The 24405-nt window shown below is 72.2% G+C and carries 23 protein-coding genes; 6 read left to right on the forward strand and 17 right to left on the reverse strand.

Annotated features, from left to right (window positions below; all coding sequences use genetic code 11):
- Positions 1-161 precede the first annotated feature (161 nt).
- The 3 genes from ACZ5C2_RS17750 to ACZ5C2_RS17760 all read left to right on the forward strand — a co-directional run bounded on the left by ACZ5C2_RS17750 (position 162) and on the right by ACZ5C2_RS17760 (position 3148).
- Entirely contained in the window at positions 162-1517 is a 1356-nt protein-coding gene (locus tag ACZ5C2_RS17750) for an aminotransferase class III-fold pyridoxal phosphate-dependent enzyme (RefSeq protein WP_468791423.1), read from the forward strand.
- Between the two features lie 161 nt (positions 1518-1678).
- Positions 1679-2452: a GntR family transcriptional regulator gene (locus ACZ5C2_RS17755; RefSeq protein ID WP_468791426.1), complete on the forward strand. Its 774-nt coding sequence runs from the start codon at positions 1679-1681 to the stop codon at positions 2450-2452.
- A gap of 45 nt (positions 2453-2497) precedes the next feature.
- Positions 2498-3148 (forward strand): hypothetical protein, encoded by a 651-nt coding sequence (locus tag ACZ5C2_RS17760; protein ID WP_468791429.1) that lies wholly within the window; start codon positions 2498-2500, stop codon positions 3146-3148.
- Between the two features lie 3 nt (positions 3149-3151).
- Here the strand turns inward: ACZ5C2_RS17760 and ACZ5C2_RS17765 are convergent, their stop codons facing one another.
- Positions 3152-3325 carry a hypothetical protein gene (locus ACZ5C2_RS17765; RefSeq protein WP_468791432.1) on the reverse strand — a complete coding sequence of 58 codons (174 nt, stop codon included), beginning with the start codon at positions 3323-3325 and terminating at the stop codon, positions 3152-3154.
- Between the two features lie 42 nt (positions 3326-3367).
- Entirely contained in the window at positions 3368-4651 is a 1284-nt protein-coding gene (locus ACZ5C2_RS17770; RefSeq protein ID WP_468791435.1) for an adenylosuccinate synthase, read from the reverse strand.
- A 185-nt stretch (positions 4652-4836) separates the two neighbouring features.
- On the opposite strand from ACZ5C2_RS17770, the gene ACZ5C2_RS17775 reads away from it, so the two are divergent.
- Positions 4837-5709: a diacylglycerol kinase family protein gene (locus ACZ5C2_RS17775; RefSeq protein ID WP_468791438.1), complete on the forward strand. Its 873-nt coding sequence runs from the start codon at positions 4837-4839 to the stop codon at positions 5707-5709.
- Positions 5710-5848: 139 nt separating this feature from the next.
- Here the strand turns inward: ACZ5C2_RS17775 and ACZ5C2_RS17780 are convergent, their stop codons facing one another.
- Positions 5849-6346 carry a GbsR/MarR family transcriptional regulator gene (locus tag ACZ5C2_RS17780; protein WP_468791441.1) on the reverse strand — a complete coding sequence of 166 codons (498 nt, stop codon included), beginning with the start codon at positions 6344-6346 and terminating at the stop codon, positions 5849-5851.
- A 103-nt stretch (positions 6347-6449) separates the two neighbouring features.
- On the opposite strand from ACZ5C2_RS17780, the gene ACZ5C2_RS17785 reads away from it, so the two are divergent.
- The gene (locus ACZ5C2_RS17785; protein WP_468791444.1) at positions 6450-7394 is read left to right on the forward strand and encodes an ABC transporter ATP-binding protein; all 945 of its coding nucleotides are present in this window, start codon (positions 6450-6452) and stop codon (positions 7392-7394) included.
- Positions 7391-9052, forward strand: coding sequence for an ABC transporter permease (locus ACZ5C2_RS17790; protein WP_468791447.1), 1662 nt, complete (start codon positions 7391-7393; stop codon positions 9050-9052). The genes ACZ5C2_RS17785 and ACZ5C2_RS17790 overlap by 4 nt, the downstream gene beginning before the upstream one ends.
- Before the next feature lie 29 nt (positions 9053-9081).
- Here the strand turns inward: ACZ5C2_RS17790 and ACZ5C2_RS17795 are convergent, their stop codons facing one another.
- The 14 genes from ACZ5C2_RS17795 to ACZ5C2_RS17860 form a co-directional block, all read right to left on the reverse strand.
- Positions 9082-9675 (reverse strand): Uma2 family endonuclease, encoded by a 594-nt coding sequence (locus ACZ5C2_RS17795; protein WP_468791450.1) that lies wholly within the window; start codon positions 9673-9675, stop codon positions 9082-9084.
- Positions 9676-9762: 87 nt separating this feature from the next.
- The gene (locus ACZ5C2_RS17800; protein ID WP_468791453.1) at positions 9763-10983 is read right to left on the reverse strand and encodes a cytochrome P450; all 1221 of its coding nucleotides are present in this window, start codon (positions 10981-10983) and stop codon (positions 9763-9765) included.
- 40 nt (positions 10984-11023) lie between these two features.
- Positions 11024-11689: a response regulator gene (locus ACZ5C2_RS17805; protein WP_468791456.1), complete on the reverse strand. Its 666-nt coding sequence runs from the start codon at positions 11687-11689 to the stop codon at positions 11024-11026.
- Entirely contained in the window at positions 11686-13185 is a 1500-nt protein-coding gene (locus ACZ5C2_RS17810) for a sensor histidine kinase (RefSeq protein WP_468791459.1), read from the reverse strand. Before ACZ5C2_RS17810 ends, ACZ5C2_RS17805 begins: the two co-directional genes overlap by 4 nt.
- A 386-nt stretch (positions 13186-13571) precedes the next feature.
- The gene (locus tag ACZ5C2_RS17815) at positions 13572-14447 is read right to left on the reverse strand and encodes an alpha/beta hydrolase (RefSeq protein ID WP_468791462.1); all 876 of its coding nucleotides are present in this window, start codon (positions 14445-14447) and stop codon (positions 13572-13574) included.
- A 280-nt stretch (positions 14448-14727) separates the two neighbouring features.
- On the reverse strand, positions 14728-15921 hold the full coding sequence (gene kynU, locus ACZ5C2_RS17820; protein ID WP_468791465.1) for a kynureninase: 1194 nt from the start codon (positions 15919-15921) through the stop codon (positions 14728-14730).
- Positions 15914-16744, reverse strand: coding sequence for a tryptophan 2,3-dioxygenase family protein (locus ACZ5C2_RS17825; protein WP_468791468.1), 831 nt, complete (start codon positions 16742-16744; stop codon positions 15914-15916). The genes kynU and ACZ5C2_RS17825 overlap by 8 nt, the downstream gene beginning before the upstream one ends.
- A 150-nt stretch (positions 16745-16894) precedes the next feature.
- The gene (locus tag ACZ5C2_RS17830; RefSeq protein ID WP_468791471.1) at positions 16895-17308 is read right to left on the reverse strand and encodes a DUF3151 domain-containing protein; all 414 of its coding nucleotides are present in this window, start codon (positions 17306-17308) and stop codon (positions 16895-16897) included.
- Positions 17309-17325: 17 nt separating this feature from the next.
- The gene (locus ACZ5C2_RS17835; protein ID WP_468791474.1) at positions 17326-18813 is read right to left on the reverse strand and encodes an MFS transporter; all 1488 of its coding nucleotides are present in this window, start codon (positions 18811-18813) and stop codon (positions 17326-17328) included.
- A 63-nt stretch (positions 18814-18876) separates the two neighbouring features.
- The gene (gene fbaA / locus ACZ5C2_RS17840) at positions 18877-19908 is read right to left on the reverse strand and encodes a class II fructose-bisphosphate aldolase (protein ID WP_468791477.1); all 1032 of its coding nucleotides are present in this window, start codon (positions 19906-19908) and stop codon (positions 18877-18879) included.
- Between the two features lie 150 nt (positions 19909-20058).
- The gene (gene pyrE, locus ACZ5C2_RS17845; RefSeq protein ID WP_468791480.1) at positions 20059-20607 is read right to left on the reverse strand and encodes an orotate phosphoribosyltransferase; all 549 of its coding nucleotides are present in this window, start codon (positions 20605-20607) and stop codon (positions 20059-20061) included.
- Positions 20608-20617: 10 nt separating this feature from the next.
- Positions 20618-21406, reverse strand: a complete 789-nt coding sequence (locus tag ACZ5C2_RS17850) for an aldose epimerase family protein (protein ID WP_468791483.1) — start codon at positions 21404-21406, stop codon at positions 20618-20620.
- Between the two features lie 208 nt (positions 21407-21614).
- Entirely contained in the window at positions 21615-22643 is a 1029-nt protein-coding gene (locus ACZ5C2_RS17855; protein WP_468791486.1) for an SRPBCC domain-containing protein, read from the reverse strand.
- 85 nt (positions 22644-22728) lie between these two features.
- Positions 22729-24396, reverse strand: a complete 1668-nt coding sequence (locus tag ACZ5C2_RS17860; RefSeq protein ID WP_468791489.1) for a polyamine aminopropyltransferase — start codon at positions 24394-24396, stop codon at positions 22729-22731.
- Positions 24397-24405 lie beyond the last annotated feature (9 nt).

Raw genomic sequence — 24405 nt, forward strand, 5'->3', positions numbered from 1 at the left:
GGGGTACTGGGTCCGCCTTGCTGTGACAACAACCTGCCATGATGACAGCAAGCTGTCAATCAAGTCGCGGGGCCGCCGTCGACAACCTGTCGCGGAAAGTCCCCGACCGCAGACAGGCCGCCGATGTCGCGGCCCCGTCGGCGCCGCTTACCCTCGGCGGCATGACCCCTCAGCCGAACCCCGAGGCCGGCGCCGCCGTCAAGGCCGCCGACCGTGCGCATGTGTTCCACTCCTGGTCCGCGCAGGAGATCATCGACCCGCTCGCCGTCGCCGGGGCGGAGGGGTCGTACTTCTGGGACTACGACGGCCGGCGCTATCTCGACTTCGCCAGCGGGCTCGTCTACACGAACATCGGATACCAGCACCCGAAGGTCGTCGCCGCGATCCAGGAGCAGGCGGCGCGGATGACGACGTTCGCGCCCGCGTTCGCCGTCGAGGCACGTTCGGAGGCGGCGCGGCTGATCGCCGAGCGGACCCCCGGCGACCTGGACAGGATCTTCTTCACCAACGGCGGCGCCGACGCCGTCGAGCACGCCCTGCGCATGGCGCGGCTGCACACCGGGCGCCCCAAGGTGCTCTCCGCCTACCGCTCGTACCACGGCGGCACCCAGCAGGCCGTGAACGTCACCGGTGACCCGCGCCGCTGGCCCTCCGACAGCGGCACGGCCGGGGTGGTGCGCTTCTGGGCGCCGTACCTGTACCGCTCGCGCTTCTACGCCGAGACGGAGGAGCAGGAGTGCGCGCGGGCCCTCGAGCACCTGGAGACGACGATCGCCTTCGAGGGGCCGTCGACCATCGCCGCGATCATCCTGGAGACCATCCCGGGAACGGCCGGCATCATGCTGCCGCCCGCCGGCTACCTGGCCGGCGTCCGCGAGCTCTGCGACACGTACGGCATCGTCCTCGTCCTCGACGAGGTCATGGCCGGGTTCGGACGGACCGGGAAGTGGTTCGCGGCGGACCTCTACGGCGTGGTACCGGATCTGATGACCTTCGCCAAGGGGGTGAACTCCGGCTATGTGCCGCTGGGCGGCGTGGCGATCAACGGGGCGATCGCCGAGACGTTCGGGAAGCGGCCGTACCCGGGCGGACTGACGTACTCGGGGCACCCGCTGGCCTGCGCCGCCGCCGTCGCCACGATCAACGTCATGGCGGAGGAGGGTGTCGTCGAGAACGCGGCGGCGCTCGGCGCGTCCGTCGTCGGACCGGGGCTGCGGGAGCTGGCCGAGCGGCACCCCAGCGTGGGTGAGGTCCGGGGCGTCGGCATGTTCTGGGCGCTGGAACTGGTGCGCGACCGGGAGACCCGGGAGCCGCTGGTGCCCTACAACGCGGCCGGTGCGGCGAACGCCCCGATGGCGGCCTTCGCCGCCGCCGCGAAGGAGGGCGGCGTCTGGCCCTTCGTGAACATGAACCGCACGCATGTGGTGCCGCCGTGCAACGCGAGCGAGGCGGAGCTGAAGGAGGGGCTGGCGGCACTCGACGCGGCCCTGACCGTGGCGGACGGCTACGTGGAGTAACCGGGTGGGCGGCCGGCGTGACCCGGCCGGAGCGGACGCGGGGGCGGCCTTCTCCTCGCGTCCGTTCGAACGCTTCACGCCCCACCCGACGGCGTAAGGTGGCGTGCCCGTGACCATGTGCGTGCACGCCACTCGAACGCGATGAGGGAGACGCCCCGACCATGCCCGGCTTCAGTGGCCATGGCGCCGTGACCCGCAGCACCCTGCGGCAGCAGATCGTCGATGCGCTCCGTGACGAGGTGCTGGCCGGCCGGCTCCAGCCGGGGCAGGGGTTCACCGTCAAGGAGATCGCCGACCAGTACGGCGTGTCCGCCACCCCCGTCCGGGAGGCGCTGGTCGACCTGTCGGCGCAGGGACTGCTCGACGCCGACCAGCACCGGGGATTCCATGTGCACGAGTACTCCGTCGACGACTTCCGCGGCATGATCGAGGCCCGGGGCCTGGTGATCGACGGGATGTTCCACGCGCTGGCCGAGGGCCACCTGGCCCATCTCCGGCCGGACGAGCCCCGGGTCGCCGCCGCCCTCGCCGGGGTGCGCAGACGCGGTGAGGAGGCCCAGCGCGCGGCCCTCGCCGGCGAGGTCACCGTGCTCATCGGCTACGACCTGCGCTTCTGGCGCGAACTCGTATCCGTGTTCGGCAACCCGTATCTCACCGGCTTTCTGCACCGGCTCCGCGTGCAGGGGTGGGTGTTCGCGGTGCAGCATCTGCGACGGGTGCCCGATCTGCGAGGCCTGCTGTGGTCCGAACACACCGAACTGGTCGATGCGCTGGCGCGCCGGGACACCGATTCCGCCCGCGCGATCATCGAGGCGTACAACGCGCACTCGCTGTCCCTCATCGAGGGCCTGACGGCCGGTGGGATGGGTAAGGGACCTGCACAACGCTCCGCACGGGGGGAGCCGCCCGAGCCGGGCGTCGATACCCTTCCCTGACCAGGACGACCACCCCGACGACCGCGCGATGCGAGGAGCCCTCTTTTGGCCTGTGACCTGTGGCTGGTACCGCTCGTCGACGTGTTGTGCCACACGCCCGACAATCCGTTCGCCGAGGAACTCGCGCAGTACAACGCGGTGCTGGCCGAGGCAGGGCTGCCACCGGTGCCGGTGTACCAGTACATGCCCGGACTGACCGGCGAGGTGGCCCCGGTCGCGGGGTTCGACTACGACGCGCTGCACTTCCTGCGGCGCGTGTACCTGCTCCAGGTGTGCGGGCTGCCGGTCACGCCGGTGGACGAACTGGGCGGTGACTACGAGCAGTTGCTGGAAATGTTCGAGGCGACGGCCCAGCAGTCGCACCTGGTCTGGCACTACGACCACGCGGGCGCGTACGTCCCCGTCGACTTCCCGCACCCCCTCTCCAGCGACGGACTCCTCGCCGGTGGCGGCCCCTTGGGCTCCTCCCACGCGCTGCTGCGCGAGCTGGAGCTGGTCGCCCCGTCGATCGGCATCGACCCGGCGAACCCCCCGCCGGCTCCCGAGCCCCCGCGCGCCCCGACCGAACTGGAGGAGCCCGCCGTCCCGGCGCCGTACGACCCCAGCCCCTTCGCCCGCGAACGTCACGTCTGGCTGGGCCTGCACGCGGCGGCGACCCGGAGTCTGGCGCAGGGCTCGATGATCGTCTTCAGCTGAGGATCAGCGCAGCTCGGAGAGCCCCTTCCGCAGGTCCTCCGCGTTCATGACGGGGCACATCTCGACCTCGGCGTTCATGTGGGTGAAGAACGGCTCACCCACCGGGGGCACCTCCGAGCTGTCCCGCAGGTGAAGGACCAGCACCATCGCCCGCCGCCCGCCGCCCTGCGCGGCCACCGGCGCCCCGTCGAGGGGTGCCGGTGGCCGCGGCGGCCGGTCCTACAGGAACGAGTTGATCTCGATCGTCTCGGTGCGGCCCGGGCCCACGCCGATCGCGGAGACCGGGGCGCCGGACATCTCCTCCAGGGCCTTGACGTACGACTGGGCGTTCTTCGGCAGGTCGGAGAAGGACTTCGCCTTGCTGATGTCCTCGCTCCAGCCGGGGAGCATCTCGTAGACGGGCTTCGCGTGGTGGAAGTCGGTCTGCGAGTACGGCAGCTCCTCGACGCGCTTGCCGTCGATCTCGTACGCCACGCAGACCGGGATCTGCTCCCAGCCGGTGAGGACGTCGAGCTTGGTGAGGAAGAAGTCGGTGAGGCCGTTGACGCGGGTGGCGTAGCGGGCGATCACCGCGTCGAACCAGCCGCAGCGGCGGTCGCGGCCGGTGGTGACACCGCGCTCACCGCCGATACGGCGCAGGGCCTCGCCGTCCTCGTCGAACAGCTCGGTCGGGAACGGGCCGGCGCCGACGCGGGTCGTGTACGCCTTGAGGATGCCGATGACCCGGCTGATCTTCGTCGGGCCCACGCCCGCGCCCGTGCAGGCGCCGCCCGCGGTCGGGTTGGACGAGGTGACGAAGGGGTAGGTGCCGTGGTCGATGTCGAGCAGGGTGCCCTGGCCGCCCTCGAAGAGGACCACCTTGTCCTGCTCCAGCGCCTGGTTCAGCACCAGCACCGTGTCGGAGACGTACGGGGCGAGCTTGTCCGCGTACCCCAGCAGTTCCTCGACCACCTGCTCCACGGCGATCGCGCGCCGGTTGTAGAGCTTGGTGAGCATCTGGTTCTTGGCGTCGAGGGCCGCCTCGACCTTCTGGGTGAGGATCGATTCGTCGTACAGGTCCTGGACGCGGATACCGACACGGTTGATCTTGTCGGCGTAGGTCGGGCCGATGCCCCGGCCCGTGGTGCCGATCTTGCGCTTTCCGAGGAAGCGCTCGGTCACCTTGTCCACCGTCACGTTGTACGGCGTGATGATGTGAGCGTTTCCGCTGATCAGGAGCTTGGACGTGTCGACGCCGCGCTCGTTCAGACCGCTCAGCTCGGAGAGCAGGACCGACGGGTCGACGACGACGCCGTTACCGATGACCGGCGTGCAGCCGGGGGACAGGATTCCGGAAGGGAGCAGGTGGAGGGCGTACTTCTGGTCACCCACGACTACCGTGTGGCCGGCGTTGTTGCCGCCCTGGTAGCGCACCACATAGTCGACGGATCCACCGAGCAGGTCCGTCGCCTTTCCCTTGCCTTCGTCACCCCACTGAGCACCGAGCAGCACAAGTGCGGGCACGCGCGTACACCCCTTCCGGGCGGGGCATGTCCAAGGTCAGGGGCGCACGCGGAGGATCACCGTCGCGTGCACCGCGACCACCGTTGGCCGCCAACCGTCGGACCGGATGCCCCGGAATAGACGAAGCCCCTGGCGCAATAGCGCAAGGGGCTCTTGCACAAAGATGCTACCCGAGGAAGCGAGGCATGGCCGAGGTGGCGACTTCCAGGACCTTCTCCGCGACGTCCGATCAGCTCCTGGTGGTCATCGATCCGCTCGCCCGGCAGGCGGACGGCGAGTCGGTCCGGATCGCGAAGGACGTGCTCGGCGCGGGTGCCCCGGGCACGAAGGTGTGCCTGCCGGACGGCCCGGAGGAGTTCGCCCGGGCACTGGCCCGGCGCGGGTCGCGGCGGCCGGTGGTGGTCGGCGACGACCGGGCCCTGGTGCGGGCGGTGGAACTGCTGCACCGGCAGCGGGAGCTGGCCGCGTGCACCCTGTCCCTGGTGCCGGTGGGGGGTGCGGTCGCCCTCGCCCGGTCGCTGGGGGTGCCCACGGGGGCGGTGGCGGCGGCACGGGCCGTCCTGGAGGGGGCGGAGCGGCGGATGGACCTGATGGTGGACGACAGCGACGGGGTGGTGCTCGGCACGCTGCGGATCCCTCCGGTGGGGGGTGTGACACGCATGCGGGAGGCGGACGGCGGGGTGGGCCACCCGTGGCTGCGGACGTGCCGGTCGCTGGTACGGACCCTGGTGCCGGCGCGGCCGTCCGGAACCGTTTCCGCGCCCGAGGCGGGGCCGACGCGGCTGCGGGTGGAGGTCGACGGGGAGACGCTCGTCGATCTGGGGCAGCCGGTGGAGGGCGTCTCGGTCGTGCCCGGTGACTCCGGGAAGGCGCGGGTCGAGGTGCGTCCGGCGTCGGTGGGCGCGGCGGTGTCCCCGCTGTCGGCGGAGGGCCGCACGGTGACCGTGTCGGGCGCGCACTTCCGCTACCGGGCGGACGCGGTGGTGTCGGGGCCGGTGCGGACGCGGACGTGGGTGGTGCGGGAGGGGGCGTGGGGGCTCACGGTGCCGGTGCGGTAGCGGACGTGGGGCTCACGGTGCCGGTGCGGTAGCGGACGTGTCGAGTCGAGTCGGGGGGCCTTGAACTCGATCGTGTCCAGGACGCAGTCGAACGGCGCGGGAATCGGCAGCCCAGCCACCACTCGGCGCAGCGGATCGGCTACCCCTGCCCGAACCGCTCCTCCCGATGCGCCCGCCAGCGCTCCATCATCGCCTCGACCTCCTTCTCCACGAACTCGAAGAAGGCCAGCGTCTCCGCCAGCCGACGGCCCGCCGGGGTCTGCTCGCCCAGGCTGGCGACGCCCTCCCGGAGGGCGTCCTCCCAGCGGCGGATCACGACCTCGCGGTTGGTGAGGGCCTCATACCACTGGTCGCCGTGGACCCGGTACCGCTCCCGGCGGGAGCCGGGCTCGCGCTCACGGGAGACCATGCGCTGCTGCGCCAGGTAGCGCACCGCGCCGGACACCGCGGCCGGCGAGATCCTGAGCTGTTCGCCCAGCTCGGCGGAGGTCATGACCCCCGTGTCGGATGCGAGCAGGGCCGCGAAGACACGGGCGGGCATCCGCGGCAGCCCGGCTTCCACCAGCTGCGCCGCGAAGTGCTCCACGAACCGTGAGACCGCCTCCGGGTCCCGGTCCGTCCCGCGCGGTTCGGCCATGCTCCGATCATCTCCCCTGCTCAGACACCGTGGATCAGTCTAGTCAGCAGTTCATACGCTTCCTTAACTTCACAAATTTCTGAAGGAAGCGTACGTTCCGAGCATGACGAAGGCCATCACCGTGTCCGGACTGCACAAGTCCTTCGGCCGGACCCACGCACTGGACGGCCTCGACCTGAGCGTCGAGACCGGCGAGGTCCACGGATTCCTCGGGCCCAACGGCTCCGGCAAGTCGACCGCCATCCGCGTCCTGCTCGGCCTGCTGCGCCCCGACTCGGGCACCGCCCAGGTGCTCGGCCAGGACCCCTGGACGAACTCCGCCGAGCTCCACCGGCGCCTCGCCTACGTCCCCGGCGACGTGGAACTCTGGCCGGGCCTCACCGGCGGCGAGGCCATCGACCTGCTGGCGCGGCTGCGGGGCGGGCTGGACAGGAAGCGGCGGGCCGAGCTCATCGAGCGCTTCGACCTGGACCCGACCAAGAAGGGCCGCGCCTACTCCAAGGGCAACCGGCAGAAGGTCGCCATCGTCGCCGCGCTCGCCTCCGACGCCGAGCTGCTGCTCCTCGACGAGCCGACCGCGGGACTGGATCCGCTCATGGAGGTCGTCTTCCAGGACGTCATCGGCGAGGCCAAGGCGGCCGGCAAGACCGTCCTGCTCTCCAGCCACATCCTGGCCCAGGTGGAGAAGCTCGCCGACCGCGTGAGCATCATCCGGCTGGGGCGCACCGTCCAGTCCGGCACCCTCGGCGAACTGCGCCACTTGACCCGCACCACCATCGAGGCGGAGACCGAACGGCCGGCCACCGGCCTGGCGGGCCTGCCCGGCGTCCACGACCTGCGGACCGTCGACGAGGCCACCGGCCGGGTCCGCTTCACCGTCGACGGCGCCCAGGTCGGCACCGTGGTCCGCGAACTCGCCGAGTTCGGCGTCCGGGGCCTGGTCAGCCACCCGCCGACCCTGGAGGAACTGATGCTGCGCCACTACGGCGACGAGCTCGCCGCCAACGGGCACGGCACCGGGCAGGGCACGGACGGAGAGGCCCGATGACCTCCGCCACCGCAACCCCCGGCACCCGGGCGTCCGGCACACCGGTCGCGGGCGGCAACGCGCTGGCGGGGACCAGGACGCTGATCCGCTTCGCCCTGCGCCGGGACCGGATCCGGCTCCCGGTGTGGGTCCTGGCCCTGTTCCTCGGCACGCTCGCCACGGCGAACAGCTTCCGGACCCTCTACAGCGACCCGCAGGACCGCGCGAACGCCGTCAGCAGCGTGGACAGCCCGGCCGGCCTGGCCATGTCCGGCCCCCGCCACTACCTCACCGACGACGGCTTCGGCTCCATCCTGAGCCACCAGATGATCGGCTTCACGGCCGTCCTCGTCGGCCTCATGAGCGTGCTGGTCATCACGCGGCACACCCGCGCGGAGGAGGAGACGGGCCGCGCCGAACTGGTGCGCTCGACCGTCGTCGGCCGGCACGCCCACCTCGCCGCCGCCCTGTCCGTCGCCGTCCTGGCCAACCTCGCCCTCGCCCTGCTGCTGGCCTTCGGCCTGGCCGGCCTGGGAATGGAGGGCATCGGCACGGCCGGCTCACTGGTCTACGGCTTCGCCCACGCCGCCGCCGGCCTGGTCTTCGCCGCCGTCGCCGCGGTCACCGTCCAGTTCACCGCGCACACGCGCGGGGCGTCCGGTATGGCCCTCGCGGTCATCGGCGTCGCCTACGTACTGCGCGCCGCCGGCGACAGCGGCGAGAACGGCGCCCTGTCCTGGCTGTCCCCGATCGGCTGGGTGCAGCGCAGCTACCCGTACGTCGACAACCGCTGGTGGCCGCTGCTGCTGTGCCTGGTGTTCGCGGTGGCGTGCGCGGCGGCGGGGTTCTGGCTCTCCACCCGGCGGGACGTGGGCGCGGGCCTGCGCCCGGAGAAACTGGGCAGCCCCACGGCCTCCGCCGCGCTCACCACACCGGTCGGCTTCGCCCTGCGCCTGCACCGCGGCATGCTGACCGGCTTCGGCACCGGCCTGTTCCTGATGGGCGCGATGTACGGGTCGATCCTCGGGGACGCCGAGGACATGCTGGCGGGCATCGACGAGATCGAGGAGGCCCTGGAACGCCTGGGCGGGGCGAGTGTCGCCGAGTCCTTCGCCTCGATGGTCATGGTCGTCCTGACGGTCGTGGCGGCGGTGTACGTCGTCATGGCGGCCCTGCGGCCCCGTTCCGAGGAGACGGCGGGCCGCGCCGAGCCGCTGCTCGCCACCGGCCTCTCGCGCTCCCGCTGGGTCGGCGGCCACCTGGCCGTGGCCATGGGCGGCGGCACGGTGGTCCTGCTGCTGGCCGGGCTCGGCTTCGGTGTCGCCGGCGCGGCATCGACCGGTGACGCCGGGCTGGTGCCGGACCTGACGGGCGCGGCCCTCGCGTACGCACCCGCCCTGTGGGTCACCGTCGGTGCGGCCGCGGTCCTTTTCGGCTGGTTCCCGCGGGCGAGCCAGGCGGCCTGGATCGTGCCGGTGTACGCCTTCGTGGTCGGCTACCTCGGCCAGATCCTCCAGTTCCCGGACTGGATGAACAACCTCTCCCCCTTCGGCCACGTCCCCCGGCTGCCTGCGGCGGACATGTCCTGGACCCCGATACTGCTCCTCACCCTCGTCGCGGCGGGACTGGTGTGGCTGGGCCTGGAGGGCTTCCGGCGCCGGGACCTGGAGACGAAGTAGGAAGGGGCTTGACGACGTGACAGGACCCGTCAGTCCATGTACGGCTTGAGCTCCTCGGTGTCGAATTCGATGCCGACAGGGTTGGGAAGCACGACCCTCTTGCCCAACTGGCGCTTCTGGACGTTCCGGTAGCCGACCACCGGGTCCGGGTCACTGTGTACGAGGATCGAGCGACGGTCGCGGTCGATCAACAGGTAGACGGGGATCCCGGATTCGGCGTAGGCCTGGGGCTTCTCCACACGGTCACGATCGTGCGTGTCCGAGTCGAAGGAGGTGACCTCCACCGTCATCAGCACGCCTTTGGTGTCCGCCCAGTCCCCCTGCCCCGCGAAGTGGGCGACGGGTGCGAGCACCGCGTCCGGCAGGGCCCGGCCCTTGCGGTAGGACTCCACCTTCAACCCCTGTACCGGGCTGAGATCGAGTTCGGGCCTGGCCTGCATGCACAGACGGACCAGCCACATGATGATCGCGCCGTGATTGCCGTTGGTCACTTTCCTGAGCCCGATCCGTCCGTTGATGAACTCGAACCTGACGGTCTCGTCCTCACGCTCGGCGAACTCGGCAATCCGCTCGAACATGTCCACCGACAACTGTGATGACGCACGTTCTGCCATAACCGTCATGGTGCCTCCCTCCGCAGGCGGACACCAGCTTGACGAGTCCTCCACGTCCATCACCGGAAGTCGGCCGGTGATCATCTGAACGGGTGATCACCTCACGTCCACGGCCAGCCCCTCCAGTCCCCGGATCACGAAGTTCGGCTTTCTCTTCGGCTCCGCCGCGAGTCGCAGCCCCGGTGCTTTCTCCAGCAGCGCCGTCATCGAGGCCGCCAGCTCGATACGGGCCAGCGGCGCGCCGATGCAGTAGTGGAGGCCGGCGCTGAAGGAGATGTGCGGGTTGTCGGCCCGGGTCAGGTCCAGCCGGGACGGGTCGGTGAACACCGCCGGATCGTGGTTGGCGGAGCCGAAGAGCATCGCGATCTCCGCGCCCCTCGGGATCACCTGCCCGTCGATCTCGATCTCGTCCAGAACCCAGCGTTCGAACAGCTGAAGGGGGGTGTCGTAGCGCATCAGCTCCTCCACGGCGGAGGGCACGAGGGAGTGGTCGGCGCGCAGGGCGGCCAGCTGGTCCGGGTTGCGGAACAGCGCCCACCAGCCGTTGACCGTGGAGTTCACCGTCGCCTCGTGGCCCGCGTTCAGCAGCAGCACACAGGTGGAGATCATCTCCTGCTCGGTGAGCCGGTCGTCCTCGTCGTGGGCGGCGATCAGGCCCGAGACCAGGTCGTCGCCGGGGTTCCTGCGGCGCTCGGCGATCAGTTCGCGCAGGTAGTCCGAGAACTCGACCGACGCACGGACCGCCTTCGCCGCCGCGTCCTCGGACGGGTTCAGCTCGTACATTCCGCAGATGTCCGCCGACCAGGGGCGCAAGGGTGCCCGGTCCGCCTCCGGGATGCCCAGCATCTCCGCGATCACCGCGACCGGCAGTGGCTCGGCGACGTCCGTGAGCAGGTCACCGCCGCCCGCCTCGACCAGCGCCGACACCAGGTCCCCCGCGAGGCCCTCGACGTACGGCTTGAGGCGCTCCACCGTGCGCGGGGTGAACGCCTTCGACACCAGGCGCCGGATGCGGGTGTGGTCCGGCGGTTCGAGATCGAGCATGCCGTGGTCGTTGAGGGTGTGGAACGGCTCGTGCTCCGGCGGGGGCGGTGTGCGGCCGAACTCCTCGTGGGTGAAGCGGTGCAGGTACGTCCGTCCCAGGCGCCGGTCGCGCAGCAGCGCCGAGACGTCCGCGTGGTGGGCGACCAGCCACTGGTTCGTCGGCTCGAAGTACCGCACCCTGCCCTGCTCGCGCAGCTCGGCGTAGGCGGGGTACGGGTCGGCGACGAACGCCGGGTCCCACGGGTCGAAGGCGAGGTCGTCAAGGGCTGCCATGAACGGACGGTAGCCCGGAAGACGGCCTCTGACCAGGGGGTCAGCCCGGCGTGACCAGCCGTGCCTCGTACGCGAACACCGCCGCCTGGGTGCGGTCCCGCAGGCCCAGTTTCACCAGGATGCGGCTCACGTGCGTCTTGATCGTCGATTCGGCGACCACCAGCCGCCCGGCGATCTCCGCGTTCGACAGCCCCTGCGCGATCAGCACCAGCACCTCCGTCTCCCGCTCGGTCAGATCGCCGTACGCCGCCTGCGCGGACGGCATCAGCCGCGGCGCCTCGGACAGCTTGGAGAACTCGGTGATCAGGCGCCTGGTCACCGTCGGGGCGAGCAGGGCCTCACCGGCCGCGACGACCCGCACCCCGTCGGCGAGCTGACGGGCGGAGGCGTCCTTGAGGAGGAAGCCGGAGGCGCCCGCGCGCAGCGCCTGGTAGACGTACTCGTCGAGGTCGAAGGTGGTCAGGACGAGCACCTTCGCCGTGCCGTCGGCGGCGACGATCTCCCGCGTCGCCTCGATGCCGTTCATCTCGGGCATGCGGATGTCCATCAGAACGACGTCGGGGGCGAGTTCGCGGACCCGCTCGACCGCCTCCCGGCCGTTGACCGCCTCACCGACGACCTCGATGTCCGGCATCGCGCCCAGCAGGACCGAGAAGCCCTCGCGCACCATCATCTGGTCGTCCGCGATCAGGACGCGGATGGTCATGCGTCACCTTCGTTCACCGTGGCGACCGGCAGGAACACGGCGACCTCGTAGCCGCCGTCGTCCGTCGGACCGGCCGTCATCTCACCGTTCAGCATGGTGACCCGCTCCCGCATGCCGGTGATGCCGTGGCCGGCGCCCATCGGAGAGGGCGGGCGAAGCCCTCCTTCAGGGGTGGTGGCCGGGTGACGGGCGGGCTTCACCAGGTTCGGTGCGGGAGCCGGGCCGTTGACCACACGCACCCCGAGGCCGCCGAGGACGTACCCGATCTCGACGCGGGCGCTCGCGCCGGGCGCGTGCCGCAGGCTGTTGCTCAGCGCCTCCTGCACGATCCGGTACGCCGACAGCTCCACCCCCTGCGGCAGCTCCCGCACCGCGCCGGTCAGCACCTTCTCCACCTCCAGTCCGGCGCCGCGCACATTGACGAGCAGGGCGTCGAGGTCGGCGAGGGTGGGCTGCGGGGCATCCGGGGCCTCGTAGTCCTCGGCGCGGACCACGCCGAGGATGCGGCGCAGCTCGGTGAGGGCGGCGACCGCGTTCTCCCGGATGGTGACGAAGGCGCGCTCCAGCTCCGGCGGCGGGTTCTCCACCCGGTACGGGGCCGCCTCGGCCTGGATGGCGACCACCGACATGTGGTGGGCCACCACATCGTGCAACTCGCGGGCGATGGTGGTGCGCTCCTCCAGCGCCGTGCGCCGGGACCGCTCGTGCGCGGTGACCGTCTGCTGGGCGGTCACCTCCTGCTGGGCGGTGTGCCGGACGTGCCAGAGGGAGACCACCAGCAGGGCGAAGGCGGACGTCACCATCATGGGACCGGCGTTGGTGTAGTAGTACGAACCGCCGAAGAAGACGTCGGAGAGGAAGGCGTACGCGGCGGTCAGGACCCACATCCAGGCGGCGGTGCGCGGCCGGGTGCGCAGTGCCACGACCACCACCACCGCCAGGTGGCAGACGAACGCTCCGGGCATCCACGGCCAGTCGCCGCCCCCGTCGCCCAGGATCGCGACCACCGGGGTCACGGCGAGGGACAGCCAGAACGCGCCGATCGGCCGGACCAGCGTGGCGAGCACCGGGAGTGCGCACAGCAGACCGACCAGCAGGGCCGGTACGTCCCCGCCGGGCAGGCCGCTCGACAGGGCGCCGGCCATCAGGGCGATCAGCGCCACCGCCCCGACGACCGCGTGCGGGAGGTGCTGCGCGGCGGACCGCAGCCGTGCGGGCAGCCGTCGGACGAACGGGCCGTCCGTGCGCCGGGGCGGCAGCGGCCGGTAGGCGAAGGCGTCGTGGAACAGGTCATGGCGCAGTCCCCGCAGGGAGTTCTGGGCCAGCCGGTACTCCGGGCTGCGGGTCCCGGATCCGTCCCCGTCGCCGCGTGGGGCGCCCGGGTACTGCTGCTGAGTCGTCTCGGTCACGCTCACACGGTAGGCCGACCGGGTGATCCCGGTCGTCCCCGCTGAGACGGGTATCGGGGAGTCCGTCTCAGGTACTACGCAGGCCACGGCGGGTTACCTCTCAGTAGCCCGAGGTCAACGCCACCCCTCCCCGCCGCCGCCCGCCCGCTCATCGGGCCGGCCGGCAAGGGAAGTTACGGATCACCGCACGTAGTCCGCGTCCCACCGGGGGACTCACTCACGGGGTAGCTCTCAGGTACGAGGGGTCGTGAACAACTCTCGAGTAAGTGTCCATAGGTGTCTTTTAGGTGCCGTGAGTGATGTACATTCTTGCGCATGAACCTGACGGAATGGGCACGCGCACAGGGCATTGCGCCCGGGAACCCAGCGCATCCAACACCGTTCGGGATGCGCGCAGTTCCGGGAGCTGGCGTCAGATGTCACTCCTGGACACTGTTTAGGAACGGTATGACATGCCCCCACCCGACGGGACGTCACCAGGCGAGCTGGGCGATCTCCTCCGCCACCACCGCACACGCGTCGGCCGCCGGATCGATCAGCGGGAAGTGCCCGACGTCCTCCAGCAACGTCACCCCCACCACCTCCCCCGCCTTCGCCGCCGCCTCCGCGTACGCCTCGGCGACCGCCTGCGGGACATCGACGTCGGTACGGCCCTGCACCAGGGTCGTAGCGATCCCGGTGGGCAGCAGCAGCGCCGGATCCGCGTGCGCCCGCCGTTCGGCGAAGTGATCGTCACCGCCGAGAAGCTGCCGCACGGCACCCCCGCACACGCCGAGCTCGTCCGCGACCGCGAAGTCGGCGATCGGGGCGAGCGCGACAACACCCCGCAGTGGTGCGGGACCATCGGTGCGCCAGGCGGCGCCGGCCGGAAGGAGATGCCGCGCGGCGGCCCACAGCGCCAGATGCCCGCCCGCCGAGTGACCGGTGAGGACGACGCGCCGCGGATCGGCCTGCGGCAGATGCTCCCGGATCAGCGCGGGCAGGGCGTCCAGCGCGGCAGCCACGTCGTCGAACGTATCGGGCCACCGCCCGGCGACCGCGTCACCACCGCCCGCCTCCTCCGCACCGCGCCGGTATTCGACACTGGCCACGGCAAAGCCCCGGCCGGCCAGAAAGGCCGCGAAGGGGCTGATGTGGCGCCGGTCGTACGGCGCGCGCCAGGCACCTCCGTGCAGGACGACCACCACGGGCGCGGGCCCCGGCCCGCCCTCACCCCGCGGCACATGGAAGTCGATCAGCTGATCCGGGTCGTCGCCGTAGGCCGCCGTGACATCCGGGGCCACGGGCGGGTGGGAGAAGGCCGACTCCTCCTCGGCGGCGGTCCGGGCGGCTGCGACGTCGTCCGTCATGCTCAACCTCTCAGCGATACAACGTAGGTGACGGACCGTGCAGGAACGCGGCCGTTTGGCCGGGACGGTATCAGGACGCCCACGTGCCCCGACATGGGGATGTCACGCTCGGTCAGCGACTTCGGGGAGCCGCCGGGGCGGCCCGGATCCGGGGAGCCGCCGGGGGCGGCGGCCCCGTGCACGACATCGCCGCCCGCCGGGGGCGGCGGCTCCGTACACGACATCCCCGCCCGCCGGGGGCGGCGGCTCCGTCCACGACATCCCCGCCCCCGGCCCTCGCCTACGCCAGCACCTCCGCCAGCACCCGCGCCGCCCGCTCCACATCCGCGAATCCGACGTACAGCGGGGTGAAGCCGAAGCGGAGGACGTCCGGGGGGCGGAAGTCGCCGACCACGCCCCGACCGATCAGCCGCTCCATCACTTCCCCGGCGCCCTCGCAGCGCAGCGCGACCTGGCTGCCCCGCTCCGCGTGCGCGAGCGGCGTCACGCACTCGACCCGTCCCTCGGGCGCGTACGCCTCGACGCACTCCAGGAAGAAGTCCGTCAGCGCGAGGGACTTGGCCCGGACCGCGCCGACCGTCACGCCGTCCCAGACCTCCAGCGCCGCCTCCAGGGCGAGCATGGAGAGGATGTCCGGGGTACCGACCCGTCCCCGCACCGCGCCCGCCGCCGGCTCGTAGTCCGCACGCATGCCGAAGGGCTCCTCGTGGGAGTTCCAGCCGGGCAGCGGGGAGTCGAAGCGGTCCTGCAGATCCGCGCGCACATACAGGAACGCCGGTGAACCGGGGCCGCCGTTCAGGTACTTGTAGGTGCAGCCGACCGCCAGGTCCACGCCGTGCCGGTCCAGCCCGACCGGAAGCGCGCCCGCGCTGTGGCACAGGTCCCAGACGACGTACGCTCCCGCCGCGTGCACCGCCGCCGTCAGCGACGGCAGGTCGTGCAGCCGCCCGGTGCGGTAGTCGACGTGGTTGAGCAGCACGGCGGCCGTACGGTCACCGAGCACTCCGGGGACCTCGGACGGCGCGACCGGACGCAGCGTGCAGCCCGTCATCCGGGCCGCCGACCCGGCGATGTACCCGTCCGTGGGGAACGTGGTCGCGTCGACCACGATCTCGTCCCGCCCGGGATCCGTCAGCCGAGCCAGCCGCACCGCGCCCACCAGCGCCTTGAGCACATTGACACTGGTGGAGTCGCCGACCACGACCTGCCCGGCCGCCGCGCCGACCAGCGGCGCGATCCGGTCGCCGACCCGCTCCGGCGCCGTCCACCAGCCGCCCTCCGTCCAGGACCGGATGCGCAGTTCGCCCCACTGCCGGCGCACCACGTCCTCGACCCTGCCGGGAACGGCCACCGGCAGCGCGCCCAGCGAGTTGCCGTCGAGGTACACCACCTCGTCGAGCACGAACTCGGCCCGCTTGGCGGCCAGTTCGTCGGAGGCGTCCAGCTTCTCCGCCTTCGCCGCGAGCTCAGACATACGACCGCGCCGTCCACAGCTCGGGGAACACGCTCTTCTGCGCCCGCTTCTCCAGCCAGGCCACTCCGGCGGAGCCGCCCGTTCCGGTCTTGGCTCCCATCGCGCGGCGGGTGGCGACCAGGTGGTCGTTGCGCCAGCGCCACACCAGTTCGGCGACGTCGGTCAGCACCTCGCCGAGGCGGGCCACCTCGTCCCGCTCGTCACCCGAGTAGACGGCCGTCCAGACCGACTCCACCTCGGGCGAGGGCTCGTACTTCCGCGACACGTCGCGCCGCAGCACGTCCTCCGGGATCGGGTGCCCGCGACGTGCGAGGAACCGCAGCACCTCGTCGTACAGGCTCGGCTCGTGCAGCGCCTTCTCCAGCTCGGCGTGCACCCGCGGCGCGCCCCGGTGCGGGACCAGCATGGAGACGGACTTGTCGCCGAGGAGGAACTCCAGGCGCCGGTACATCGCCGACTGGAAGCCGGAGCCTTCGCCGAGCGCGCCGCGGTAGGAGTTGAACTGCGCCGGGGTGAGCCCGATCAGGGGCTTCCAGGACGCGTTCAGCGCCTCCAGCTCCCGCACGGACCGCTTCAGCGCGTCGGTCGCGGTCGGTACGTCGTCCCCGCGCAGCGCCTTCGCCGCGGTCTCCCACTCGTGGACGATGACGGTGAACCACAGCTCCATCACCTGGGTGGTGACCAGGAAGACCATCTCTCCGGGATCGTCGGAGAGGGTGTGCTGGAGGTGGGTGAGGACGTCGGCCCTGACGTAGTCCTCGTAAGGGGTCGTTCCCTTGAAGTCGAGATGCGGGGTCTCCGGCTCATGAGCCTCGTGGGACATCGCTGTCTCCTGTACATGTACTCCGGGTAGCGGTCCGCCCCTGCCGTTACCGGCACGGGGGCCCCGGTCCCCACGGTGCATCCTGCGCAATCGTCCCCCGAAACCGCAAGGCCCGCCCGCTCACGGGCGGGCCACGGAAATACCGGCAGGTCAGCCCAGGACCTGGGCCGCCGCGGGAGAGGAGTCCTCCAGGAACCGCGCGCAGCGCTCGTACTCCTCCTGCTCGCCGATCGCCTGCGCGGCGCGGGCGAGGGCGTGCAGGGCGCGCAGGAAGCCGCGGTTGGGCTCGTGCTCCCACGGCACCGGGCCGTGCCCCTTCCAGCCGTTGCGGCGCAGCGCGTCCAGGCCGCGGTGGTAGCCGGTACGGGCGTACGCGTACGACTCCACGACGCCGCCCCGCTCGAAGGCCTCGTCGGCCAGCTGGGCCCAGGCCAGCGAGGAGGTGGGGTACTTGGCGGCGACATCGGCGGACGAGGTGCCCGACGCGAGCAGTTCGCGCGGACCGGGGTCGTCGGGGAGGTGGGTCGGGGGCGGGCCCCCGAGGAGGTTCTCGTGAATCGACATGGGACCAGTCTCGTACATCAGCGGGGCAGGCTCCCGCGCTCCTCCCCCGGGCCGGGCCCCGCCCCCGCCTCCAGCGGCGGCACCGCCACGCTGCCGTGTGTGCGGCACTGCGGCCTGCGGCAGTCAGGACCGGGCCGGCGTACGGTCGCGAAGGCGATGGCGGAGCCCACCACGAGGACGCCCGCGCACAGGACCATCGCCCGCTGGAACGCGTCGTCGAAGGCGTCCGGCACCCGGTACGCCTCCGGTCCCATCCCGGCGAGCAGCGGCAGCGCCGCCACCGCGACCAGGCCGGCCGCACGGGCGGCGGCGTTGTTGATGCCGCTGGCCAGGCCCGCCCGCGCGGTGTCCACGGCGGCGAGGACGGTCGCGGTCAGCGGCGCCACCAGGCTGACCATGCCGAGGCCGAGGACCAGCAGAGCGGGCAGCACCTCGGTGGCGTACGAGGCGTCCGGCCCGACCCGCAGCATCAGCAGCATCCCCGCCGCGGACAGCAGTGGTCCGACGGTGAGCGGGATGCGCGGGCCGATCCGGTCGCCCAGCTCACCCGAGCGGGCGGAGAGCAGCAGCATCAGCGCGGTCGTGGGCAGCAGCGCCGTACCGGCGGCGAGGGCGGACCAGCCGACGACGACCTGGAGCTGGAGCGCGGCGAGGAAGAAGAAGCCGCCGAAGGCCGCGTACACGCACAGCGTGACCACGTTGACCGCCGAGAACTGGCGGGAGGCGAAGATGTCCAGCGGCATCATCGGGGCCGGGTGGCGCTTCTCGACGAGGACGAACGCGACCGCGGCGGCCAGACCGGTGACGGCCGAGACGACGACCGGCAGGGACCCCTCCTCGGCCTCGATCAGCGCGTACGTCACCAGCGCGAGGGCGACCGCGCCGAGCGCCGCGCCGAGGACGTCGAACCGGCCCTCGGCCTTCCGGCCGGACGACTCCGGCACATGGCGTACGGCGATGGGTGCGCAGAGCACGGCGAGCGGCACGTTGAGCAGGAACACCCAGCGCCAGCCGGGCCCGTCCACCAGCCAGCCGCCGACGAACGGGCCGACCGCCGCGCCGATCCCGCCGAACCCGGACCACAGGCCGACCGCGCGGCCCCGGTCGTCCGGGTGGAAGGACGCCTGGATGAGGGCGAGCGAGCCGGGGGTGAGCAGCGCGCCGCCGACGCCCTGGAGCGCGCGGGCCGCGACGAGCAGACCGGCGTTCGGGGCGAGGCCGCACAGCAGCGAGGCCGCGGCGAACCACAGCACACCGACGACGAACACCTTGCGCCGCCCGAACCGGTCGCCCAGCGCCCCGCCGAGCAGGATCAGCCCGGCCAGCGTGACCATGTACGCGTTGACGGTCCACTGCAGTGCGGCGAGGTCGGCGTCGAGGTCCCGGCCGATGCGCGGGAGGGCGATGTTGACCACGGTCGAGTCGAGCAGGGCCATGCCGGAGCCGAGCACCGTGGTGAACAGGATCCACTTGCCCTGCGGGGAGGACAGCCGGACGTCGGGCATACGGCGAGCATACGGAAGAGCCCGGCACCTGAGCGGGTGCCGGGCTCGACGCGTACGAGCGGGTTACTTGATCCGGGTGCCCGTCGAGCGCAGGTTCTGGCAGGCCTCCAGGACACGGGCCGACATGGACGCCTCGGCCAGCTTGCCCCAGGTGCGCGGGTCGTAGGTCTTCTTGTTGCCGACCTCGCCGTCGACCTTCAGGACGCCGTCGTAGTTGCGGAACATGTGGTCGGCGACCGGGCGCGTGAACGCGTACTGCGTGTCGGTGTCGATGTTCATCTTCACGACACCGTTCTCCAGCGCGGTGAGGATCTCCTCCGGGGAGGAGCCCGAGCCGCCGTGGAAGACGAAGTCGAACGGCTGGGAGCCGGCCGGCTTGCCGTACTTGGCGGCGACGCCCTCGTTGAGCTCCTTCAGCAGCTCGGGACGCAGGACGACGTTGCCCGGCTTGTACACACCGTGCACGTTGCCGAACGACGCGGCCAGCAGGTAGCGGCCCTTGTCACCCAGACCGAGGGCCTCGGCGGTGCGGACGGCGTCGTCGACCGTGGTGTAGAGGGAGTCGTTGATCTCGTGCGTGACGCCGTCCTCCTCACCGCCGGTCGGGGTGATCTCGACCTCGAGGATGATCTTCGCGGCGCGGGCGCGCCCGAGGAGCTCCTGGGCGATGGACAGGTTGTCCGCGAGGGTCTCCGCGGAACCGTCCCACATGTGGGACTGGAAGAGCGGGTTGCGGCCGGCCTTGACACGCTCCTCGGACACCGCGAGCAGCGGGCGCACGTACCCGTCGAGCTTGTCCTTGGGGCAGTGGTCGGTGTGCAGCGCGATGTTCACGTCGTACTTCTCGGCGACGATGTGCGCGAACTCGGCCAGGGCGACCGCGCCGGTCACCATGTCCTTGCTGTGCTGGCCGCCCAGGAACTCGGCGCCGCCCGTGGAGATCTGGACGATGCCGTCGCTCTCCGCCTCGGCGAAGCCGCGCAGTGCCGCGTGCAGGGTCTGCGACGACGTGACGTTGATGGCCGGGTAGGCGAACTTCTCCGCCTTCGCCCGGTCCAGCATCTCGTTGTAGACCTCGGGAGTTGCGATGGGCATCTGTCCGCTCCTTAAGCGTGCGGTGTGGCGTACTGCGTGCTGTCGGCCCTGACCTGGAACCTTGGAAGCGACGTCATTGTCGCGCCCATCCTTCCAGACTCGGCCGCAAGGTCCATCCCGCCGTCCGCCCACTGGGCGGCGGCCGGCCCGTCAGTCGAGGCCGAGCTCGTCCTTGGCGTAGGCGAACAGGTACGGGACCCCGGCGCCCTCCTGGATCTTCTCGGCGGCACCGGTCGCCCGGTCGACGATGGTCGCGACGGCCACCACCTCCGCGCCGGCCTCGCGCACGGCCTCGACGGCGGTCAGCGGGGAGCCGCCGGTGGTGGAGGTGTCCTCGACGACGAGGACCCGGCGGCCCTCGATGTCCGGGCCCTCGACACGCCGCTGCAGCCCGTGTGCCTTGGCGGCCTTGCGCACGACGAACGCGTCCAGCTTCCGGCCCCGCGCGGCGGCGGCGTGCAGCATGGCGGCCGCGACCGGGTCGGCGCCCATGGTCAGCCCGCCCACCGCGTCGAACTCCAGCTCCGCGGTCAGGTCCAGCAGCACCTGCCCGACCAGCGGGGCGGCCTCGCCGTCGAGGGTGATGCGGCGCAGGTCGACGTAGTAGTCGGCCTCCAGACCGGAGGAGAGCGTCACCTTGCCGTGCACCACGGCCTTGTCCTTGATCTGCTGCAGCAGCGCGCCGCGTGTGTCCGTCATGCGGGTCAGCTTAAAGGCGGGTCCAGGTCCAGGTCGTCGAGGCCTCCAGCGGCTCCAGGGGGGTGACCAGGCGCGGATGGGTGTTCAGCCCGTCGGGCGGCCCGGTCTGCGGCTCCACGCAGACGGCCTCGCGCTGCTCGTCGTACACCACGACCCACTCCTCGCGGCTGGTCACCTTCAGCTCCAGCTGCCCCGGCCAGGTGAGGGTGACGTCGACGCCGCCGGGCATCCCGAAGCAGTCGTCCCACGGCCCCGGCCCCGGGTCGACGCGCCGCCCCGTCGGCAGGTGGTCCTCCCCCCGCTCCTCCTGCCAGGCGGGCGCGAAGCCGATCGCCACGTCCTCGCCTCCGAGGTCGCGGTTGAACCACGGGTGCCAGCCGATCTGCGCGGGGAAGGACGACTCGTACGTCTCCACGCCCATCGTCAGCGTCAGGGACCCCTCGGTGAGCGCGACCTGCTGCGTGACACGGCCCGGGTACGGCCACGGCTCGACGAGGTCGTACGTGAGGACGGCCTCGTCGGTGCTCTTGCGGGCGGTGTGCCAGGCGGCGTCGCGTGCGGTGCCGTGGATGGCGTGCGGCGGGGCGTTGAGCGGCATCTGCCGCACGGTGGCGCCGTCCCGGAACCGTCCCTCCCGGATCCGTCCGCACCAGGGCACCATCGGGAAGCATCCGAACCGCTCCCCCTGCCGCAGCAGTTCGACGCCCCCGACCCGCAGCCCACCGACCCGCCCGCCGTTCCCCGGCAGCACGTCCACTTCCGCGTCTCCCGCGGTCAGCGTGATGTGTTCGTTACTCACGTAACGACCCTACTGGGACGATCAAGAGGGCGTTGACCGCGCGCGAGCACCGTGGGCGGGCGCCGGGGGCACCGTGGACGGACGGGGACGCGGCGGGCGCCGGGGGCACCCCGGACGCCGTGGCACCACCGGGCGCCAGGGGTGCGGGCCTCGATGATCTGGGTCGGACCACGCGCGTGGCCACCGCGACCCGCCCGCCCGGCAGGGCTCAGTGGCGTCGGCGGAGGGCCCGGATCGCCACGACCGCCGAGGCGACCGCCAGGGCCGCCGCCGGGGCGGCCCAGCGCAGCGAGGCGGGGGACGAGGTCGTCTGCGGCGCGGGCACGGGGGCGTAGCGGCCACGGGGCGGGGCGTGGTCCACCTCCTCGGCGCTGCGGCCGATCATCGTCCGCCGGGCGTGGGCCGCCTCCGCGACGGAGTCCTCGTCGGCCTCATGGCCCTCGTCGTCCTCGTCGTCCTCGTCACCCTCGACGTCGTCAAGGGAGGGCGGCGGGATCTCCGCGTCGAGGAGGGGCACGCCGTCCGCGTCGGGGGCGGGCTCGTCCGGTGCGGGCGAGGAGGGCGGGGCGTCGTCCGCGTCCGGGGTGGTTTCGAAGTCGTTGGTGGCCTGAGGCTCGAAGTCCCCCGTGGACAGCAGTTCCGGGGACTCCGGGCCGTCGACGGGCCCGGACGACCGCTGCTCCGAGGGGGCCGCCACCTCAGGGGCGGAAGGTGCGTCCGGGCCGGGCGCCGCCTCCGGCCCAGGGGCCGTCTCCGGGCGGCCGCCGGTGGCCGACTCCGGTGTTCCGGCGTCCGGTCCCGGCCCGGACGGCTCCGCCGCCACCCGTCCCAGATTCTCCGCGAAACGGTTCAGCAGGCGGGTCACCGCCGCCGCCACCGCCTCCGGAGGCAGTTCCGTGACGCGGCCGTCGGCCGTCGCCGTGCCGGTGACGGCCAGGGTGCTGCCGGCGTCCGCGGGCCCCGGCCTCAGCCGGAGCGCCAGCGTCACCGCACCGCTGCCCCGGGCCTCCGACGCCTCGCCCTCGACGGCGTAGGAACCGTCGTCCCGCGCGGACACCCGTACGGCCCCCCGGTAGGTGACGGAGTGGCTGCCGACGCGGACCTTCAGGCGGCCGGCGACGGGCTCCGCGCCGGCGTCGTGCTGAAGCCCGGGCACCGCCCGGGCGACCCGCGCGGGGTCGTCCAGCACCTCCCTGAGCCGCTCCTCCTCGACCGGAACGAACACCTCGTGCTCCATGAGTGCGGAGCCTACCCAGACGACGCCGGGCTGCACCCCCGTCGGCGGGAAGTCGCGGCGCGTCGGTCCGTAGCGCGGTAAGGGCTCAGCCGGTGTACCGCGGGTGGATCAGCGTGGACGCCGGCAGACCGCGGACCCGGGTGTCCTCGGCGGCCCGGACGTCCGCCGCGAGGGAGGAGTCGGTGAGCGTGCGCGGGCGTGGCCCGGAGGGGTCCAGGCTCGGCTCGCGCGGAAGGTGGCGGGAGGCCAGCACGAACCCCCAGTCGTGGTGGACCTGGGCGGCGTCGACGGGGCCGCGGTCGGGCCCGGCGGCGAAACCTGCCCGGCGGCCGCGCACGCGGTAGGTGTCGGTGTGGAAGCCCGCCGCGCGGAGCGTCGCGTCCACCGTCCAGAAGTCCCGGGTGCGGGACGCCACCGCGCCCCCGTGCACCACGAGCCGCCCGCCGGGCGCCAGCACCCGCCGGGCCAGCCCGTAGAACTCCTGCGAGTACAGTTTCGTGCTCGCGGTGATCCCGGGATGCGGCAGATCCGAGACCACCACGTCGTACGCCGCCGGGGGCGCTCCCCGCAGCCAGTCGAAGGCGTCCGCGGTGGTCACCCGCACACGCGGGTCGTCGAGTGCGTGCGCGTTCAGCGCGGACAGCGCCGGGTCGTGGCGGGCCAGCCGCACCACGCCCGCGTCGAGTTCGACGACGTTCACCCGGCGCACTCCGGTGTGGCGCAGCACTTCGCGCACCGCCAGCCCGTCACCGCCGCCGAGGACGAGCACCCGCGGGTGCGGCCCGTTCATCGCGGGATGCACCAGCGCCTCGTGGTACCGGAGTTCGTCCCGGCCGCTGACCCGCAGCCGCCCGTCGAGGAACAGGTTCAGCGGCCGTCCGTCCCGGCCGCCGGTGAGCAGTACCTCCTGCACGTCCGTGTGCAGGGCCACCCGTACGTCCGAGCCGTACATGGCGTGCCGGGCGGCCCGTTCGAAGTCGTCGACCAGGACGGCGGCGGTACCGAGGATCGCGAGCACGCACACGTTGGCGGCCACCAGCAGCCGGCGGGCTCCGCGCGTGAGGTCCTGCCGGAACAGCCCGAGCACCAGCGCGCCGCCGACGACCGCGTTGACGGCGCCGGTGATCAGCGCACCGGTCAACTGTCCCAGCAGCGGCAGGAGGAGAAAGGGGAAGGCGAGCCCTCCCACCAGCGCGCCGACATAGTCCGCGGCGGACAGATCGGCCACCGCGCCCCCCGCGTCCTGCCGGCGGATCCGCTGGATCAGCTCCATCAGCAGCGGTACCTCGGCCCCGATCAGCAGCCCGGTGGCCAGCGAGAAGGCGACCAGCAGCGTGCGCGGACCGTTCGCCCACACGCCGCCCCAGTCACCCGTCCAGGCGAACACGGCGTACAGGGCCATCGCACTGCATCCGCCGACCAGCGCGAGGGCCGCCTCGACGGCGCCGAACCCGGCCGCCGCGTGCCGCCGCAGCCGCTTGGCGGCCAGGGAGCCGATGCCCATGGCGAAGACCATCACGGACAGCACGACGGAGGTCTGGGCGACCGAGTCACCCATCAAGTACGAGGCCAGCGCGACCAGTTCCAGCTCATACACCAGCCCGCAGGCCGCACAGACGAACACGCCCGCCAGGACCAGGAACCGTCCGGTGTCCTGCCGCACGGGCAGCCGCAACGAGCTCCCCCCGTCGCCGCCGGACCCCTCCCGGGACTGCGCGGAGCCGGACGGAGCGGGGGCCTGCGGTTCGATCACCCCAGCGAC

The sequence above is a fragment of the Streptomyces sp. NPDC031365 genome (assembly GCF_055569765.1).